Consider the following 17,455-nt stretch of genomic DNA (forward strand, 5'->3'; position numbering starts at 1 on the left):
CGTGGCTGTGCGTTCGTTACGTGTGATTCACCTCGGTAACAAGCCACGCACAAGCGTCACGCCGGAAACATGCTCGTAATGATCGGTTACCAGGCCCTTCCTGGGGTAACAGCACTCACAGCAAGGGGGGAAACATGATCAAAAAGCTGCATGACATGGGTGTGCGCTCGAACCACATGTACACCGCGGGGGTGGTGTCCATCGCGCTGTCCTGCGCGAGCTGGTTCGTGTCGAGGAACGCCGAGTCGGCTGGGCTGGACCGGGCCGACCGGTGGGGGATCTTCATCGGGGAGTGGGCTCCCACGTTCTTCGCGCTCGGGATCGCGCTCCGCATGGAAGAGACCCACCGTGACCTCGAAGAGTCGGGGACGGGGATGTTCGACGAGGCGGAGCGCGTACGCTCGCGATCGCACGCCGGCGTTTAACGGATATGTCACGCAGGTCACGTCACTGTGCGTGACCTGCGTGACGTGTGTGTGTGCGGTCAGTCGCGGCGCTCGGCCAGGCGCAGCAGCGGCTCGTCGGTCAGCCGGTAGCGGAACCAGTCGTCCTGGTTGACCGCGCCGAGCTTCTCGTAGAAGCGGATCGATGGCTCGTTCCAGGTCAGGACCGCCCACTCCAGGCGCTGGTATCCCCGCTCGGCGCAGATCTCGGCCAGCTGCCGCATCAGGGCGACGCCGTGGCCGCCGCCGCGGTGCTGCGGGCGTACGTACAGGTCCTCCATGTAGACGCCGTGCACGCCGCGCCAGGTGGAGAAGGTCAGGAACCACAGCGTGAAGCCGACCACCTCGCCGTCCTGCTCGGCGATGTGGACGTAGGCGGCGGGGTTGTCGCGGAAGAGCGTGTCGCGCAGCTGCTCCTCGGTCACGCGCACTTCGTGGGCGGCCTTCTCGTACGTGGCGAGCTCGCGGATCATGCTGACGATCTCGGGCACGTCAGCGGGCGTTGCAGGACGAATCATGGGAGCCAGGGTACGTGCCGCTGAACCCTGCCCAGTGTGCAATACGTCCTATACCTAGAACGGTATTCCACGAACAGTTGAAGCGCTCAATCAAGACAACCGACAGGGGAGCGGAATCGTGAGCGTTGCACAAGGGCTGGGGGTGCACCCGCCCTCATGCGCGGATCTCAAGCTGGCCCTCACACTGGGTGAGCGCGCGCTGTTCGTGAACGGCGACCTGCAGACCGCGCGGCGCTGGTTCGACACGGCCTACCGGTACGCGGAGGCGTGCGCCGACCCGCCGGCGCTGGCGCGGGCGGCGCTGGGGCTGGGCGGGATCTGGGTGCACGAGCACCGGACGTGCGCGGAGTCGGAGATGGTGCGAGCCCGGCAGCGGCACGCGCTGTCGCTGATCGACCCGGTCTCCTCGCTCGCGCTGCGGCTGCGGCTGCGGCTGCGGGGCGAGGAGGACTACCGTGCCGGCGGGCACGAGGAGATCATGCGCCTGCTGGCGCGGGCCAGGGGCTCGGGCGACGACCTGGCCCGGGCCGAGGCGCTGAGCCTGGCGCACCACTGCCTGCTCGGCCCCGAGCACGGGGCGCTCCGGCTGGAGCTGGCCGGGGAGCTGATCGGCCAGGCGGCGGTCACCGGGCGCAGGGGCGACCTGCTCATGGGAGTGCTGTGGCGCACGGTCGACCTCTACCTGGCCGCGGACCCGCACGCGGAGCGCTGCCTGGAGGAGTTGCGCCGCCTGCTCGACGGCCACGCCCACCTGGCGGTCGGCTACGTGGTCAGCGCCATCGAGGTCATGCTCGCCATCCGCGCGGGTCGCTTCGACGAGGCGGAGAAGCAGGCCGGCGAGTGCTTCGAGCGCGGTGTGGCGGCCGGCGACATGGACGCGACCGGCTGGTACGGCGGCCAGCTCGGCGCCATCCGCTGGTACCAGGGCCGCGCCGCCGAGCTGCTGCCCGTCCTGTCCGACCTGGTCAGCTCCCCCACGCTCAGCCCCATCGACCACTCCTACGCGGCCGGCCTGGCGCTGGCGGCGGCCGTGGCCGGCGAGCGGCGCCTGGCGGCCGGGCACCTGGCCCGGTTACGCGGCCGGGACCTGGCGGCCCTGCCCAGCTCCAGCACCTGGCTGATCTCGATGTACTGCGTCGTGGAGACCGCGTACCTGCTGCGGGACGCCGACACCGCCGCGAGCGCGTACGCGCTGCTGAGCCCCCACGCCCACCTGCCGATGATGGCCAGCCTCGCCGTGGCCTGCTTCGGCTCGGTCCGGCACTCGCTGGGCATGGCCGCGCTCACCACCGGCGACCTGGACCTGGCCGTCGGACACCTGCGCGCGGCCGTGCACGACAACCTGGCGCTGGGCCACTGGCCGGCCGCCGCGCTGTCCCGCTGCCGGCTCGGGCAGGCGCTGGCGCTGCGCGACGGGCCGCACGACGAGGTGGCCCGCGCCGAGCAGGCCGGCGCCGCGCGGGAGGCCAGGGAGCTGGGCATGGTGCTGCCGGCGGTGGTCGGGCGGGCGTCCGCGGCGGACGGCGCGTGCCGCTTCCGCCGCCACGGGCGGCACTGGCAGGTCGAGCTCGGCGGGCGGCTGGCGCTGGTCGACCACAGCGTCGGCATGCAGCACCTGGCCACGCTGGTGGCCAACCCCGGCCGCGAGATCCTCGCCTCCGACCTGGCCGCGGGCACCTGGCGACCGGAAGGGGAGGGCGAGTCGGCGCAGCCCGTCCTCGACGACCAGGCCAGGGAGACCTACCGGCGGCGGCTGGCGCAGCTGCGGGCCGAGATCGACGAGCTGGAGTCGCTGAACGACCTCGAACGGGCCTCGGCGCTGCGGCTGGAGCACGAATGGCTGGTGGCCGAGCTGTCCGCCGCGACCGGGATCGGCGGGCGGGCGCGGCCGTTCGCGGGCAGCGAGGAGCGGGCCAGGATCGCGGTCGGCAAGGCGATCAGGCGGGCGCTGGGCCGGATCGCGGCCGTGGACCACGTGATCGGTGAGGAGTTGCGGGGGTCGGTGCAGACGGGGGTGCGCTGCTCGTACCGTCCGCGGTGACCGCGGAACGCGGGTGGAACGGGATGTCACGCCTCCAGTGAGGGGGCCGCTTTCCCGTTCTTCCACCGCGTACCTTCACTGGGGGACATTCCATGCGCCATCCGCAAAGGCTCGACGTGCCGATCCAGCTCGCGCGCGATGTGCCGGAGCCGCTGCAGGACCAGCTCGCCGCCCAGCTCCGCTCGGCCATCGCCCGTGGGCGGCTCGCGCCCCGCACCCGGATGCCGTCCACCCGCACCCTGGCCCTGGTGCTGGGGATCTCGCGCGGGGTGGCGCTGGCGGCGTACGAGAGGCTGCTGGCCGAGGGGCACATCTCCAGCCGCTGGGGCTCCGGCACGTACGTGTCGGACCCCGATCACCACTCCGACGCACCCGCGCCGAACCAGGTCCGCCACTCCGGCGCACCCGCGCGGGACCAGGTCCGCCACTCCGGCACACCCGCGCCCAACCAGGTCCGCCGCTCCGGCACGCCCGCGCCGGACCCGGTGCCCGGCTCCCGCCCGCACGCGCGCGATGCGTCTCACCGCCGGCCGGCGGGCCTGATCGCGGCGGGCGGCGGCGAGGCGGTCATCGACCTGCGGTCGGACCGGCCCAGTGCCCAGGGGTTCCCGCTGGCCGCCTGGCGGGCGGCCTGGCTGCGGGCCGGCCGCCAGGCACCGCCCCTCGACGCGCCGCCCGCCGGGCTGCCCGCGCTGCGCGCCGCGATCGGCGCGTACCTGCGCGACACGCGCGGCCTCGTGCTGGACGGGCACGAGGTGATCGTCACGGCCGACGTGGGCGACGCTCTGGAGCTGGTCCTGCGCGCGCAGGGCGGCCCCGACCCGGTGATCGCGCTGGAGGACCCCGCGCCGCCGGCGTTACGGGCGGCGCTCGGCCGGCTCGGGACCGTGCTGCCCCTGCCCACGGACGGCGCGGGCGCGCGCCCCGACCGGATCCCCGGCTCCTGCGACATCGTGGCGGTCCTGCCGGAGCGGGGCGCCCCGCTGGGCACCCGGATGACGGTCGAACGGCGCCGCGCCCTGGCCGCGTGGGCACGTGACAGCGGCGGCCTCGTGCTCGAACCCGCCTTCGACGGCCTGTTCAACGCCGCGCTCGGCCCGCGCCCCAGCGTCCTGGCCCTCGGGGACGCGTGGTCGACCGCCATGGTGGGCTCGTTCCGCGACGTCCTGACGCCGACGCTGCGGCTGTCGTTCGCGGTGGTGCCGCGGCGGCTGGCCGGGGAGATCGAGGACGGCATGTCCGCCGGGCCGTCGTTCAGCTGCCAGCTCGCGGTGACCGACCTGCTCACGTCGGGCTGCGTGGCCGGGCGGGCGGAGCACCTGACGACCCTGTACGCCGTCCGGCGGGCGATCGTCCGCCAGGCCCTGGGGGCGTACCCGGGCACCCGGCTGCTCGGCGCGCACACCGGCGCGGCGGCCACGCTCCTGCTCCCGGCGGACCTGCCGGCCACGTCCGTGATCAGGCTGCTGCGGGCCCGGCGGGTGCAGGTGACCGAGCTGGCCGCCTTCCACCACCCGGACGGCGCCCCCGGCAACGGGATCGTCTTCAGCTACGGCCACCTGAACGAGGTCTCGCTGTGCCGGGCACTGCACGCCATGACGCGCACGCTGGACGACCACCGCCTGGCCCGCCGAACGGCCGCGTAGAGGGGCGCGGACGTCGCCGCCGGGTTCCGCGCCAGGCGGCTGCCGCTCGGATCGGGCCCGGCTCACACGGGAGCCACCCCCCGCCGAGCCGGGCCCGTCACCCCTCGGACTCGCCCCGCACGAAGGCGTTGACGATCATCGGCAGCGACGCGTCGAGCCCGACCACGTTGAGCACCCGCTCGTCCTGCGGGTCGCCGACCGTGTAGCCGGCCGCCGTCATCGCCGCGATCACGACGTTGACCTGCGGGTTGAGCGCCCTTCGGTACGCCTCGAGCGCCTGCGCCGGGTGCGAGCGCCCGGCCCAGGTCTCGTTGTCGGTCAGCACGACGACGCCGTCCACCTCCATCCGCTCGCCCAGCGCCCACGTGAAGGGCAGCGACAGGTCGGTGCCGCCGCCCGAGGGCCGCCAGGAGGCGATCTCGCGCAGGTTGGTGCGCGGGGTCACCTTCGAGGCGTGCACGAAGGTGTCGACGTCGATGACGTGGACGCCGCCCCGCTCGATCCTGGCCAGCATGACCGCCATCGCGCAGGCGACCTCGTACGCGCTGCCCACCGGCGAGCCGCCCAGGTGGACCCGGTCGTAGCTCATGGAGCCCGAGGAGTCGACGGCGACGAGCAGCCGCTTGCCCGTGGGCTCGACGTTGCCGAACGACAGCTCGTACGCCTCCTCCAGGGCGTCACTGATGGCCGGCAGCGGGTGCCAGCGCTGGATCTCGGCGTGCGGGTGCGGCTGGGCCCGCCCCGAGCCGTACACGCGCAGCGCGAGGAACACCTCCATCGGGTGGATGCGCGCCCTGGCCAGCGCGTCGCGGTCGGTCAGCCGCGCCACGGCCCGGCGCGTCGCCCCGCCTGCCCGGTCGAACGCCCCGATGCGGGTCATCCGCGCGAGGTTGCGCAGCAGCGCCGTCATCCCGACGGTGCCGACGAGCTCCTGCCAGACGCGGCTCTCGCCGAGCACCGCGTCCGGCAGGAACTCCCACGGCACCTTCCGCTCGCGCACCACGGTCACGGCCTCGTCCGCGCTGGTGACGGCCTTGGCGGTGAGGAACCGGTCCACCGCCGGCAGGACCTCCCGCGCCGACTCGTCGGGCACGTTCCCGGCGATCCACCCGAACAGCACCGCGCGCTGCTCGTCGTCCGGCACCGGGTGCGCGACGCGCAGCACGTCCCGCAGCGAGAAGCTCTCACCCTGGGGCGTCCGGCGCTGCGCCGCCTTGCACGCCTTGAACGCCACGTCGTCCGCGGTCCCCTCCAGGAACCACGAGCCGAGCGCGGTCCGCAGCGACCGCCCGCTGACCATCGACACGCCCTGCGCCGTGGGCTTGCCGCCGAGGTTCTTGTAGTAGCCGAAGAACTGGGCGAGATGGTCGGTGGTGCGCGCCACCTTCGGCAGCGCCGCCTTGGCGGCGCGGCGCGTGGCCTCGTCGCCCATGGCGTACGCCGCCGCCAGCGCGAACAGCACCGGCCGCGGCTTGGGGGCCCGCGGCGGCCGCGCGGTGGAGATCTCGGTGAGCAGCCCGACGACCCGCGGGCCGTCCACCTCGATCGCCTCGTCCAGGACGCTGGTGTTCTTCCTGGTCAGCTCCCACTCGTGCACGTAGTAGGTGCCGCCCGTGGTGCCGAGGATCAGGAAGTCCGTCAGCTTCGTCCACAGGTCCTTCGGGAAGACGTAGCCGCCCTCGGCGTTGGGCACCTGGTCCGCTCGTCCCGGCATGCGCACGCGCTGCGGGGTGGAGAGGGCCGATACGGACGCGAGCGGATCACGGGCCACGAGGACCTCCTTCACGTGGATCGAGGGGCGCGGATGTGGGATCGCCCACCGGCTTTCTTCGGTTGCTCTGCCATCTGAGCTACGTCCGGCGACGCCGGGGCCACCGTGACGGCGGGACTCGAACCCGCGACCCACTGATCCCATGACCGACGGGCTTCGACCCGCGCCCCTGCCGACGGTACTGAAGGGATGACCCCGGCCACACCTGGTTTTCCCTGCGCACGGCACACTGGTGCTGGTCACGTACGAGAAAGGTTGACACCCATGGAAGAGCGCGTTTTGGGACGTACCGGGCGCCGAGTCGGCGTGGTCGGCCTCGGCGCCTGGCAACTCGGCGCCGACTGGGGCCAGGTGACGGAGGACGAGGCCGTCGCCACCCTCCAGGCGGCGGTGGACGGGGGCGTCACCTTCATCGACACCGCCGACGTGTACGGCGACGGGCGCAGCGAGCAGATCGTCGGCCGCTTCGCCAAGGACCGCCCGGAGCTCACCGTGGCCACCAAGATGGGCCGCCGGATGGAGCAGATCCCCGCCAACTACGTGATGTCCAACTTCCGGGCCTGGAACGAGCGCTCCCGGCGGAATCTCGGCGTGGACACCATCGACCTGGTCCAGCTCCACTGCCCCCCGACGCTGGTCTATTCGACGGACGCCGTGTTCGACGCCCTGGACACGCTGGTCGCGGAGAAGAAGATCGCCGCGTACGGCGTCAGCGTCGAGACCTGCGAGGAGGCCCTGACCGCCATCGCCCGGCCGGGCGTGGCGACCGTGCAGATCATCCTCAACGCGTTCCGGCTCAAGCCGCTGGAGCGGGTCCTGCCGGCCGCCCGCGCCGCCGGGGTGGGCATCATCGCCCGGGTCCCGCTGGCCAGCGGCCTGCTGTCCGGCAAGTACGACGAGCACACGACGTTCGCGGCCGACGACCACCGCAACTACAACCGGCAGGGCGAGGCGTTCGACGTCGGGGAGACGTTCTCGGGCGTGGACTTCGCCACGGGCCTGGAGGCGGTCCGCCGCCTGGCTCCCCTGGTGCCCGCGGGTCTCACCATGGCCCAGTTCGCGCTGCGCTGGATCCTCGACCAGGAGGGCGTCTCGGTCGTGATCCCCGGGGCCCGCAACCCGGCCCAGGCCGCGGCCAACAGCAGCGCCGCCTCGGTGCCGCCGCTGGACGCCGCCACCCTGGACGCGGTGCGCGCCGTCTACGACGACCTGATCCGGCCCCAGGTCCACGACCGCTGGTGACCATTGACGCCGCCGCCTACATTTAGGAAACTTTCCTAAGCATTCTCGCCAGCTCCACCCTTCCCCCAAGGAGCCATCATGCACGCGAGAAAATGGGCGGCCGGCGCCACCTCGGCCCTCCTGACCTCTGCCCTGCTGGCCGTCGCCGCCCCCAGCGCCGCCGCCACGCCCACCGGCTGCACCGCACAACTCGACACCCAGACCCGCGGGGCGTGGAGCCTGTGCACCTCGGGCACCGGCGAGCACCGGATCCGCGTTCTGCAACGGCACTTCCTGCCGGAGGTCGGCCTGATCCCGATCGAGGGCCCGTGGCAGCCCGTCGGCACGGTCTCCTACACGGGCATCACCCCGCACACGACGGTCAACATCTGGGTCGAGACCCGAGGCTGACCACCGACAAAACACCGCCCGCCCCCACCAGGGGACGGGCGGGGCTCGGCCCTACAGGCTCTGCTGCGGGTTGGCCGGCAGGTAGAAGTTCCAGCTACCGCCCCCGTCGTGCGACCCTCCGGCGGGGCAGACCCCGTTCGTCGGGGCCCCGTTCCACCAGAGACCGAAGCACTTGCGGCAGTGCCGCCAGTTGTCCTGCTTAGTCGTGTCCGCCATGACTCTCCCCCCAGGGTGACCAGCAATGCGGCGCCTGCGCGCCCGCCCCACCAGAGTCGCCCCCGGCGGGACGAGGGTCATGAGTACCCCCTACTCAATCCGGCCCGGCCCGATCGCCCGGCCAGCAGGCTGATCACTCCGAGTCCGGCGATCGCTGGCGACACACCCGCCGACCCCCGAGCGGCCCCGCCCATAGAGGTACGGGGCCGCGAGGTGACACGTTTCAGCAGGTGACCGTCTTGTCGTACGACCCCACCTTGAACGTCCATTCGCGCGAGCTGCCGTGGGCGAGCGTCGCGCAGGGACCGTCGGGCCCCCAGCTGATGACGACCTTGACCCGCACGGTCCTGCCGCACTCGTTCCGCAGCCACACGATCAGGCCGTGCGGCTGCTCGTCCACCACCCGCGCGACGCACCCGGGAGCCGCCCCGGCAGCGGCGGCGCGCCCGGCGACCGCCCCGGCCGCCGAGGCGGGCCCGCCCGCCCCCAGCAGCAACCCACCGGCCGTGACGACCCCCGCCAGTACGGCGAGCGACGATCTGACGATGCGCAACCTCTCCATCGAGCGATCCGCCCTTTCCGCGCGTCTCTTGAACTGCTTCCCTCGCACCCCCGGACGCTACTACGCATCGCACATGTAAAGTAACTCTAAGTTACAGAACTATCCCCCGCCAGCTCAGACCCGCCAGGTGAGGCCCCGTCAACGCGACCCGCACCGAACCGGCAAGGCCATTCATCCAAGCTACGGAAACGCACATCAATAGCCGCGGACCTCCCGCCAAAACCCCCATCGCTATCGCTCTGATACCGGGTACGGCCTAAGCTCCTTTCGGGATTCCAAACGGGGCGACGGGGGGCTCGGCGATGCGACGGACTCGGCTGTTCGCGTTCCTTCTCGCCTGCATACTGCTGTCCGCGGGAGCCTTCTATCTGGGCCACGACGACGAGCCGCCGAGCGCGGCACCGGAATGGAATCCGGGCCCGTTCGACCCACCGGTTCAGTACGCATTCATTCCGGAGAATACCGACTGCCACAACGACCTCACCGCGGCACCGGAGGAGAGTGCCGAACCCGCCATCATCACGTGCAGCGAATGGCGACTGCACGTCAACTACACGCTGGGCGAGGGAAGACAGGACCTGGACATCACCTATGGCGCCGGCTGCAGCGGCGCCGACGCCGAGCCAAACGAATGCTCAAGCGATGTCCAGCTCCCCGACGCCGTCAGCCAATTCCAGGTGGACGCCGATCGGCGCCGGCAAACTGTACGACTCGCCGTCACCCCTGATGGCCACTTCATCGCGTACTTCAGCAAGTCGTGGATGCGCTACGTCGCGTGGGACCTGCGCACCGGACAACGCGCGGCCATCTCGCCCCGGCTGGACGCGAAAGCGCTCGCAGACGTGAGCGGCGTGGAAATCTCACCCGACGGCCGCTTCTTCGCGGTCGCGTTCACCGGCGCGCGACCCCGGCTCCTCCTCACCGAATTCGCCACCGCCCGAACCGCCACTTTCCCCGGCTTCTGCGGCGTACTCGGCCTGAGCCGGGCCGCCACCGCGACAGCCGCCCACCGCGTTTGTCTTGACGCCGGAGAGGACGACCCGGCCGGCCGTACCATGACCCTGCTGAACCGCCAGGGCGCCACCATCGGTGAATGGACCGGCGGGGAATTCACCGGCTCCCTTTCCCCGGACGGCCGCCGGACGGCCGAGGTGCTCGCCACCTACGGCGAGGACGGCCAGGAACACCTCGTCCTCCGGGACGCCGGGACCGGCAAGGTCAAGCGCAAGCTCGGACTCCGGCTCCTCTCGGAGCCGAGCGACGCCATCGCGTACGGCTGGCTCGACGACGACGAGTTCCTCGTCCAGGCCGATACGCCGGAATCCGTCGGCTCGTTCGGCTATTACGCGGTCAACGTCCGGACAGGCAGGTCCGCCCGGCTCGAACATCTCCCGCTGGACCTGGGCGCACACATGGTGCCCGGCAAGCTCCGCGTCGAGAAGCAGCGACCCGCCCTGTAGTTGATCAGGCCGCGAAAGCAAAGCCCTGGCAAGCGCTTCCCAATGCCGACAGTCACGCGGCCTGAACGGCCCCCGCCTTCGGTCACGGATCCGAGTGTCCACAGGGACGCCATGGGAAGCGCTCGGAGCGGCGGGTCGGAGGTGTGCGGCAGCTCAGCTGTCTAGCGTTGCTTGAGGCGGAGCGCTTCCTTGCGGTTCTCCGCCTGGACGGCCCGCTCGCGCTCCAGCCAGGCCGGGTTCTCCGCCTTCAGCGCGTCGATCTCAGCGGTGGTGAGCGGTTCGGTGATCCCGCCTCTGATCAGGCCGGAGATGGAGACCCCGAGCTTCGCGGCGATGACCTGCTTGGGGTGCGGGCCGTTACGGCGCAGGTCGGTGAGCCACGCGGGCGGCGTCGCCTGCAGCTCGTTCAGCTCGTCCCTGGAGACGACACCCGCCTGGAACTCGGCGGGAGTCGCCGAGAGAAGGACACCCAGCTTCTTGGCCGCGGTCTCGGGCTTCATCGTCTGGATGGTCTTCGATTTGGACGAGGTCATAGCGCCAAGCGTAGTCAGTCGGAACGGGTTCTCTGACATCGGTACGCTGAGGAAGTGACTGATGGGGAGACCGGCAGAGAGTTCCGGCTGGCGTACGTGCCCGGGGTGACACCCGCGAAATGGGTCAACGTCTGGACCGAGAGGATGCCCGACGTGCCGATCACCCTGGTCACGGTTCCCGCCGCCGAGGTGGTGGCACTCCTGCGGGACGGCGGCGCCGACGCCGCGTTCGTCAGGCTGCCGGTCGACCGGGACGGGCTCAGCGTGATCCCCCTCTACGTGGAGACCACGGTGGTCATGGTGCCCAAGGACCACGCGGTCACGGCCGCCGACGAGGTGACCTTCGCCGACCTGACCGACGACGAGGTGTTCCATCCCCTGGACGACACCATCGAGTGGACGGCCCGGCCCGGGCTGCCCGCGTTCACCCGTCCGCCCACCACAGCGGCCGCGGTCGAGCTGGTGGCGGCCGGCACCGGGCTCGTCCTGGTTCCGCAGTCGCTGGCCCGCCTCCACCACCGCCGAGACCTCACCTACCGCCCGGTGGCTGACGCGCCGCAGTCCCAGGTCGCGCTGGCCTGGCCCACGGACGCGACCACTGACCTGGTGGAGGATTTCATCGGCGTCGTCCGCGGCCGGACGGTGAACAGTTCGCGAGGCCGTACCCCGGCTTCCCCTGCGGAGAAGCCGGCGGAGAAGCCTGGGAAGAAGCCTGGGGAGAAGCCGCCGCAGCGGCAGGCGCGAAAGCCCGCACAGAATGGCTCCGGCCGCCGGGCCGCGCCGTCGTCCAGCCGCAGGAGGAAGGGCAACCGGCCGAGGTGACCTGCCGCCCCGACCCCGCTCCGCGGCAGATGGGAAGATCTGAGGACCGTACCCGCTCGACGGAAGAGAATCCTCGGCATGGCCGTCATCCACAACACCGCCCTGAAGCCGACCAAGCTGGAACTGCTCACCGCCTGGCTGCCCTCCCGCCCGTGGTACTCCGGCGGCGCGCATGTACCCGAACTGGCCAAGGCCGGCGGCTTCCGGCTGGACGACCCGCAGGGTGCGGTCGGGATCGAGTTCATGGTGGTCACCGACACTTCCGGCGCTGACCCGGCCGGCTACCTGGTGCCGCTCACCTATCGCGGTGCCCCGCTCGACGGGGCGGAGCACGCCCTGATCGGCACCATGGAGCACGGGGTGCTGGGGCGGCGCTGGGCCTACGACGGCTGTCACGACCCGGTGCTGGTCACCCAGTTGCAGGCCCTGATCGAGGGCCGGGTCCAGGCCCAGGACCAGAACGCCAGCGACACCCCCGACCGGGAGGTCACCCGCTCCTGCCTCGGCGACGGCCTCGCCCCCGCCGACTTCACCACCACCGCCACCGACGACCAGGAGGGCACCGAGCTGCCCGCACCGCGGGGTACGACCCTCCGCCTGCGCCGGCTCCTGCGTCCCGGCGCCCCGGACAACACGCCTGCCCTCCCACCGGACGCGATAGGCCACGTCGCCGGCTCCTGGCACATGCCGGATGGCACCCGCACGCGAGGGCTGTTCGCCGTCTTGCGCACCGTCCCACGCGCCTAGGCGCCCTACGGACGGCCAGGGCCGCTCTCCCGATCATCCGGGAGCCGAGTCCCCGCCGGAGGCGTATGCATCTGATCATTTCGTTCCACCAGCGCCATGGCCCCTGACGCCAGCATGAAGGCAACCCCGATGAGGGCGAAGGTGACGCCCGAAGTGCCTCCAGACGTGAACGCGGCGACAACGAGGGCGAGCAAGCCAAGCCCGACGAAGCAGAGCAGTATGTCGCGGTTCTTCATGGCGAGCGATCGTAGGGCTGCGAGGCGCCTGGAGCAGGGACGGGCCCCGCCGGCGTCCGCTCCTGCAGCAGTACGGCGAAACCGTCGAGATGGCGGGCCAGGCTGTACTCGAACAGGCCGTCCAGATCTGACACCGCCTCCCCAGGAATCGTGGCCAGCAGGGGAAAACGTCCACTGTCGAGGAGTTCGTCGGATCGGTGCTGCTGTTCGAGCCACCACCGCGTGAGGGTCACACCGGTCTCCTGCTCCGCCTCGACCTCGTCGGCCCTGGACAGGGCGACGGTGACGACCAGGGCGTGCAGCGCGAGTGCCTCTCGAATCCGTGTCGTCATGGACAGCCCCAGCCCGGCGAGCGCGCGCAGGGTCCACTCGGTGTGGGCCATCATGTTGGGCACGAGCAGCGGGCGGGTGAACGAGATGGCCCTGGGCAGCCAGATGTGCCGCTGCCCCAGCTGCCATTGCCGGCGGGAGACCAGTTCGAGCTTGGCCCGCCACCCCTCCGGCCCGGGGGTGGGCAGTTCCGATTCGCCGAAGACCTGGTCGACCATCTGCGTCACCAGCTCGTCCTTGTTCGCCACGTGCCGGTAGAGCGACATCGGGCCGACGCCGAGTTCGGCCGCGAGTCGCCTCATGGACACGGCACCGAGCCCCTCGGCGTCGGCGATCTCGATGGCGGTGCGGAGCACGTGCTCGCGGTTCAGTGCCTGCCTGGGAGGTGGTTCCGGCTGCTGGAGGTCCGGGCGGGCGGCGACCACCGTACCGGCGCCGACCCTCGCCACGACCAGCCCCTCGTCGCGTAGGGCCGCCATCACCTTGGTCGCGGTCGCGATCGCGACGCCCCAGCGCTGAGCGATCTGCCGGATGGACGGCATCCGCGCGCCTGACCGCAGGTCGCCGGAGAGGATCCGGGCACGGAGCTCTTCGACTATGCGCCGGTAAGGCGGATCCTGGCTCGACGACTGCATGAGGCCCCTTGGTGTACTAGTTCACTTCTTCAGGCTACTAGTTCACTTTATAGCGTTAGCCAGCTGTATAGCGGAAATACCGCGCATACGCTGTACGCATGACACTTCTTACACCGTACGCAGTCAGATTGTGGCACCGGCCGTTGATGGTCATGGTGGCGGCGATGTCGGCGCTCATCGTCGTCGCGGGTTTCGGTCTCTTCGTGGACGGCCGCGCGCTCATGGAGCAGTCGGTCTGGGCGAAGCCGTTGAAGTTCGGCGTCTCGTTCGTCATGTACGGCGCCACGCTCGCCTGGATGCTGCCGCAGCTCCGCAAGGCAAGGCGCACGATGTGGACCCTCGGAACGGCCTTCGCCGTCGCCGGTCTGATCGACGTCGGCTTCATCGTGGTGCAGGCGGCCCGCGGCACGTACAGCCACTTCAACGCCGAAACCGACGCGTTCAACGCGATCGGGCAGCTGGTCTTCTCCACGGGCGTGATAGGGCTGTTCGGAGCGACCCTGCTCATCGCCGTCATGCTGCTGTTCCAGCGGACCGGTGACGCGGCTCTCACCTGGGCCCTGCGCGCCGGGATCGGGCTGGCCGTCCTGGGCATGGCGCTGGCGTCCTTCATCACCGGGTCGACCTCGGCGAACGGACCCCGGACGGTCGAGGACGCCTACGGCAACCCGGTGTCACTCGTGGGGGGCCACGGGGTGGGCGTGCCGGACGGTGGCGGCATGCCGATCACGAACTGGAGCACCGTGGGCGGCGACCTGCGCGTTCCGCACTTCATCGGCCTGCACTCCGTCCAGGTGTTCGTGCTGGCGGTGCTCATCCTCACCACCCTCGCGACCCGGATCACCCGGCTCCGCCACGAACGCGTACGCGCCCAGCTGACCGGGGTCGTCATCCTGGGATACACCGCGCTGTTCGCCATCACGGCGTGGCAGGCGCTGCGCGGTCAGGCCCTGATCCACCCCGACGCGGCCACGTGGACCGCACTCGCGGTGACGATCTGCGTGACCACGCTGCTGGCGGCCCTGGCCCTCGCAGCGGCCCGCCGCCGCATCGATACGGCACCCGCCCCATCCACCGGCCGGGACCGGATCGCGATCCGGTGATCAGCCGAGGAGGTCGGCGCGCCGACGCCGAAGCATTTCTCATGCCGGAAGACCGAGCCCCGGCCGCTTCCGGCCCTGACTGCGTCACAAGGGCGTAGATCCACTGCGGGGATTCGAAACTCTGGCATGTACGGAAGCGCATGAATCAGTCACTCTGAGTACAAGGCCCAATCGGTCAATGGAGGAGGCACCGAATGATCCCAGGCTGCGGAAGCTGCAACTGTGACGACGTGATGTACCAGGGCACACCGTCGCACTGGACGCAGTTGCACGTCGAGTAGGAGACGCGGCAGGAGCCCCGCCGAACCGTGATCGCCGGGGCTCTCGCCAACTGACGGAACCCATGCCCCTACGCGCGCCTCGGAGCCAGGTGACGAGAACCGCCCGCCGGCGTGTAGTCAGGTGATCTCAAGCGAGCATCGCGCCGGGACGCCGAACCGTTCGTAGAGCGGGAACGGGTGCCTGCGAGTTCCTCAGGATCTGCCACGTGAGCAGCCCCGGCCAGTATGTGCATGGTCGTGTTGTGGTGGGCGACGTCGATGTCACTCAGCTTGTCGCTCAAAGATGATCTAGGAGGGTGGGATCACGGGATTCTGACGCTCCGAGACGTATCCGGGAGCGGTTCCATACCCACCCCTCCTTGAGCTGCGGGCCCCAAGGCGCTCTGACCAGACTCCAAACAACCCGAAGCTTAGATCTTGAGGCCTAAGCGCCACAAGGGATGTGCCCTGGTCTGCCCGTATGCCGTCGCCCCACCCGAAGGGACAGCGGGACAGCCGCGGGGGCTGCCCCGGGCCCGCGTGCCGGGATCTCACCGGCAGGGACGGGGCACCGAGAGAGCTGCGACACGGCTTTGTGTGTCTCTGCTTTCGGATCATGACATCCCGATCGAGGACATCTCGCGCCTGATAAGGCGCTCCAACACGGTGGTTACGGAGCCGGTCTACCGTCAGCCGATACGGCCGGTCGTCACACGGCCAGCCGACGACATGTAGCCGTTCAACATGTAACTCCGTTTGTCACGCGCCCGTTTCCAAGAGCGGAGACGGGGTGTTTTCGCAGGTGCGCGGTACTAGGTTCGAACCAGTGCCCCCCCGCTTGCAAGGAGCCATGACCCCTTGGCAGTACGCCTGGACCTGCACTCCCGTACCTGTGGGCCGTCACGGGCGATCCACCCACATGGGCTCCTAGACACTGCGCTGTACATACGCTGCCTTCGTGGATAGAGAGACGCTCGTTCAACTCCTCGACAGCGCAGGAGGGGAAGCACGCCATGCGTGCCGTCGGGCCCTCGCGGCTGGAGCGTACTTCGAGATATGGCCGGACCCGGTCGAGGCCCTCCACCTGACTAGGACTTACCAGCGTCGCGCACGTCTTACCCACCGGCTTGAGATCCCATCCCTCGGCTTTGCGGAGGCGGTCGCGCAGCTCAGCGCCTGCGGACTTCAGCACCTCATCCTGGGCGTCGTCAAAAGCACAGAGCCCGCCTACCACTTTCAGCTCTTCCTGGCTCCCGACACATCGCGTGTAGTCGCTTGCCTTGGCGTCAGCCAGCGGGTGCGCAAGGCTCACCACCCCTGACTGAGACCACCCCTGTGCTGGAGGCCGCGCCAGCGGCATGGTTGTACGGTGGCCGCCATGGACGCGTCATATGCCGCCGATGCTCGCAGGATCTGGCTGACCCATGTACCACGTCGAGGCCAGGCGGACACCGTCCAAGGCGAACTGTTGCGTGCAGTCGAGAAGCTTCGAGACGAGGCGCAGCGCAACGGCAACGTCAACTGGGACGAGCACTACGAACGTCTCCTGGCCTACCTGCGGGAGACGCTCACCAGGTCGGGGCTCTTCACCGAGGAGACCTTGGCAGAATTGGCCATGGACCTGGAACGTCTGGCCGACTTCGAACGCCCTCCCACCGATGACGCGCCTTTCGACCGCATCACGTACCGCGTCGTGGACTGGTGCCGCGCCCAGCCCGAGCCGGTTCGGCATGAGCAGGATCCACATCTGCAGCGATAAGCATGGCTTGCCAGATCGGCAGACCTCCGCCACGATCTCGTCGATCGCCCCTAGGCACGTATGGCGGCCAGCCATGTAGGGGCGATGGTAGGGCTGCATCTGCCAGGCGGCGCGGCAACCCTGGTCGGTGCGTTCGGTCGCTACGGAGGGGCCGACGCACGGTGCCCGGCTCGGGTCCCGCCGCCGTCCGGGACCGGCCCCCAGGTCGCACGCCCGCACGGCGGGCGGCCGGAGGGCCGGAGGTACGGCGGCGCGCCGCCGCTTGTCGCACGGACGGTCAGCGTTGGCGACAGCACGTCGAACTCGACACGGACGAACTCCTCGTCGGCCCACCCAAGTCCCGCGCGGAAGTCCGTACGGTTGCCATCCCGGAAGCGATCATCCCAGCACTCCGCGAGCACCTCGCCCGGTAACACGATCGCCGCCAGCTCCGGCGCGAGTCTCAAAGATCTCATGCAACGCATGGGACACGACTCCGTCCGCGCCGCCCTCATCTACCAGCACAGCACCGCAGAAGCCGACCGCAAGATCGCCGATTCCATGAACGACAAGATCAACCAAAGCGATGGATCTTCAGGAGTGCCCGCCCGCCTGAGCTAATGGCACGTTAATGGCACGAAGCCCCGTTTCCATGATCGGAGACGGGGCTCTTTCTACAGGTGGGCGGTACTGGGTTCGAACCAGTGACCCCTCGCTTGTAAGGCGAGTGCTCTACCGCTGAGCTAACCGCCCCTGATCGGC

At 70.3% G+C, this 17,455-nt stretch carries 19 protein-coding genes and 1 tRNA gene; 11 read left to right on the forward strand and 9 right to left on the reverse strand.

The window, feature by feature from the left end; translation table 11 throughout:
* The first annotated feature begins 134 nt into the window (after positions 1-134).
* Complete coding sequence (locus ACBJ59_RS39945; protein WP_375115329.1) at positions 135-425, forward strand: hypothetical protein; 291 nt, start codon at positions 135-137, stop codon at positions 423-425.
* A gap of 59 nt (positions 426-484) precedes the next feature.
* Here the strand turns inward: ACBJ59_RS39945 and ACBJ59_RS39950 are convergent, their stop codons facing one another.
* Positions 485-961: a GNAT family N-acetyltransferase gene (locus ACBJ59_RS39950; protein ID WP_364125378.1), complete on the reverse strand. Its 477-nt coding sequence runs from the start codon at positions 959-961 to the stop codon at positions 485-487.
* A 118-nt stretch (positions 962-1,079) separates the two neighbouring features.
* On the opposite strand from ACBJ59_RS39950, the gene ACBJ59_RS39955 reads away from it, so the two are divergent.
* Complete coding sequence (locus ACBJ59_RS39955; protein ID WP_375115330.1) at positions 1,080-3,002, forward strand: hypothetical protein; 1,923 nt, start codon at positions 1,080-1,082, stop codon at positions 3,000-3,002.
* Between the two features lie 92 nt (positions 3,003-3,094).
* Complete coding sequence (locus ACBJ59_RS39960; RefSeq protein WP_375115331.1) at positions 3,095-4,648, forward strand: PLP-dependent aminotransferase family protein; 1,554 nt, start codon at positions 3,095-3,097, stop codon at positions 4,646-4,648.
* 97 nt (positions 4,649-4,745) lie between these two features.
* On the opposite strand, the gene ACBJ59_RS39965 is transcribed toward ACBJ59_RS39960, so the two are convergent.
* Positions 4,746-6,419 (reverse strand): TROVE domain-containing protein, encoded by a 1,674-nt coding sequence (locus ACBJ59_RS39965; RefSeq protein WP_375115332.1) that lies wholly within the window; start codon positions 6,417-6,419, stop codon positions 4,746-4,748.
* A 264-nt stretch (positions 6,420-6,683) separates the two neighbouring features.
* Here ACBJ59_RS39965 and ACBJ59_RS39970 point away from each other — a divergent pair, with 264 nt between their 5' ends.
* Positions 6,684-7,661: an aldo/keto reductase gene (locus ACBJ59_RS39970; protein ID WP_375115333.1), complete on the forward strand. Its 978-nt coding sequence runs from the start codon at positions 6,684-6,686 to the stop codon at positions 7,659-7,661.
* A gap of 78 nt (positions 7,662-7,739) precedes the next feature.
* Positions 7,740-8,051 carry a hypothetical protein gene (locus ACBJ59_RS39975; protein ID WP_375115334.1) on the forward strand — a complete coding sequence of 104 codons (312 nt, stop codon included), beginning with the start codon at positions 7,740-7,742 and terminating at the stop codon, positions 8,049-8,051.
* A gap of 51 nt (positions 8,052-8,102) precedes the next feature.
* On the opposite strand, the gene ACBJ59_RS39980 is transcribed toward ACBJ59_RS39975, so the two are convergent.
* Positions 8,103-8,267, reverse strand: a complete 165-nt coding sequence (locus tag ACBJ59_RS39980; RefSeq protein WP_364125397.1) for a hypothetical protein — start codon at positions 8,265-8,267, stop codon at positions 8,103-8,105.
* A gap of 223 nt (positions 8,268-8,490) precedes the next feature.
* Entirely contained in the window at positions 8,491-8,829 is a 339-nt protein-coding gene (locus ACBJ59_RS39985) for a hypothetical protein (protein WP_375115335.1), read from the reverse strand.
* A gap of 302 nt (positions 8,830-9,131) precedes the next feature.
* Between ACBJ59_RS39985 and ACBJ59_RS39990 the strand changes: the two genes are divergently transcribed.
* Entirely contained in the window at positions 9,132-10,289 is a 1,158-nt protein-coding gene (locus tag ACBJ59_RS39990) for a hypothetical protein (protein WP_375115336.1), read from the forward strand.
* 161 nt (positions 10,290-10,450) lie between these two features.
* Here the strand turns inward: ACBJ59_RS39990 and ACBJ59_RS39995 are convergent, their stop codons facing one another.
* Positions 10,451-10,822, reverse strand: a complete 372-nt coding sequence (locus ACBJ59_RS39995) for a DUF5997 family protein (protein ID WP_364125409.1) — start codon at positions 10,820-10,822, stop codon at positions 10,451-10,453.
* 54 nt (positions 10,823-10,876) lie between these two features.
* Between ACBJ59_RS39995 and ACBJ59_RS40000 the strand changes: the two genes are divergently transcribed.
* Both ACBJ59_RS40000 and ACBJ59_RS40005 read left to right on the forward strand, forming a co-directional pair.
* The gene (locus ACBJ59_RS40000) at positions 10,877-11,644 is read left to right on the forward strand and encodes a LysR family substrate-binding domain-containing protein (RefSeq protein WP_375115337.1); all 768 of its coding nucleotides are present in this window, start codon (positions 10,877-10,879) and stop codon (positions 11,642-11,644) included.
* 78 nt (positions 11,645-11,722) lie between these two features.
* The gene (locus ACBJ59_RS40005) at positions 11,723-12,391 is read left to right on the forward strand and encodes a 1,4-alpha-glucan branching protein (RefSeq protein WP_375115338.1); all 669 of its coding nucleotides are present in this window, start codon (positions 11,723-11,725) and stop codon (positions 12,389-12,391) included.
* Between the two features lie 5 nt (positions 12,392-12,396).
* Here ACBJ59_RS40005 and ACBJ59_RS40010 read toward each other — a convergent pair whose 3' ends face one another.
* The gene (locus ACBJ59_RS40010; protein WP_375115339.1) at positions 12,397-12,627 is read right to left on the reverse strand and encodes a hypothetical protein; all 231 of its coding nucleotides are present in this window, start codon (positions 12,625-12,627) and stop codon (positions 12,397-12,399) included.
* The gene (locus ACBJ59_RS40015; protein ID WP_375115340.1) at positions 12,624-13,592 is read right to left on the reverse strand and encodes a TetR/AcrR family transcriptional regulator C-terminal domain-containing protein; all 969 of its coding nucleotides are present in this window, start codon (positions 13,590-13,592) and stop codon (positions 12,624-12,626) included. Before ACBJ59_RS40015 ends, ACBJ59_RS40010 begins: the two co-directional genes overlap by 4 nt.
* 98 nt (positions 13,593-13,690) lie before the next feature.
* Here ACBJ59_RS40015 and ACBJ59_RS40020 point away from each other — a divergent pair, with 98 nt between their 5' ends.
* On the forward strand, positions 13,691-14,695 hold the full coding sequence (locus tag ACBJ59_RS40020) for a hypothetical protein (RefSeq protein ID WP_375115341.1): 1,005 nt from the start codon (positions 13,691-13,693) through the stop codon (positions 14,693-14,695).
* 1,638 nt (positions 14,696-16,333) lie between these two features.
* The gene (locus tag ACBJ59_RS40025; RefSeq protein WP_375115342.1) at positions 16,334-16,714 is read left to right on the forward strand and encodes a hypothetical protein; all 381 of its coding nucleotides are present in this window, start codon (positions 16,334-16,336) and stop codon (positions 16,712-16,714) included.
* A 140-nt stretch (positions 16,715-16,854) separates the two neighbouring features.
* Here the strand turns inward: ACBJ59_RS40025 and ACBJ59_RS40030 are convergent, their stop codons facing one another.
* Positions 16,855-17,169, reverse strand: coding sequence for a hypothetical protein (locus ACBJ59_RS40030; protein WP_375115343.1), 315 nt, complete (start codon positions 17,167-17,169; stop codon positions 16,855-16,857).
* A gap of 7 nt (positions 17,170-17,176) precedes the next feature.
* Between ACBJ59_RS40030 and ACBJ59_RS40035 the strand changes: the two genes are divergently transcribed.
* Positions 17,177-17,314, forward strand: a complete 138-nt coding sequence (locus ACBJ59_RS40035; protein WP_375115344.1) for a hypothetical protein — start codon at positions 17,177-17,179, stop codon at positions 17,312-17,314.
* Between the two features lie 60 nt (positions 17,315-17,374).
* Here ACBJ59_RS40035 and ACBJ59_RS40040 read toward each other — a convergent pair.
* Positions 17,375-17,446, reverse strand: a tRNA-Val gene (locus ACBJ59_RS40040).
* Positions 17,447-17,455 lie beyond the last annotated feature (9 nt).

Origin of the sequence: Nonomuraea sp. MTCD27, from assembly GCF_041950495.1 — a bacterium.
GTDB lineage: Bacteria > Actinomycetota > Actinomycetes > Streptosporangiales > Streptosporangiaceae > Nonomuraea.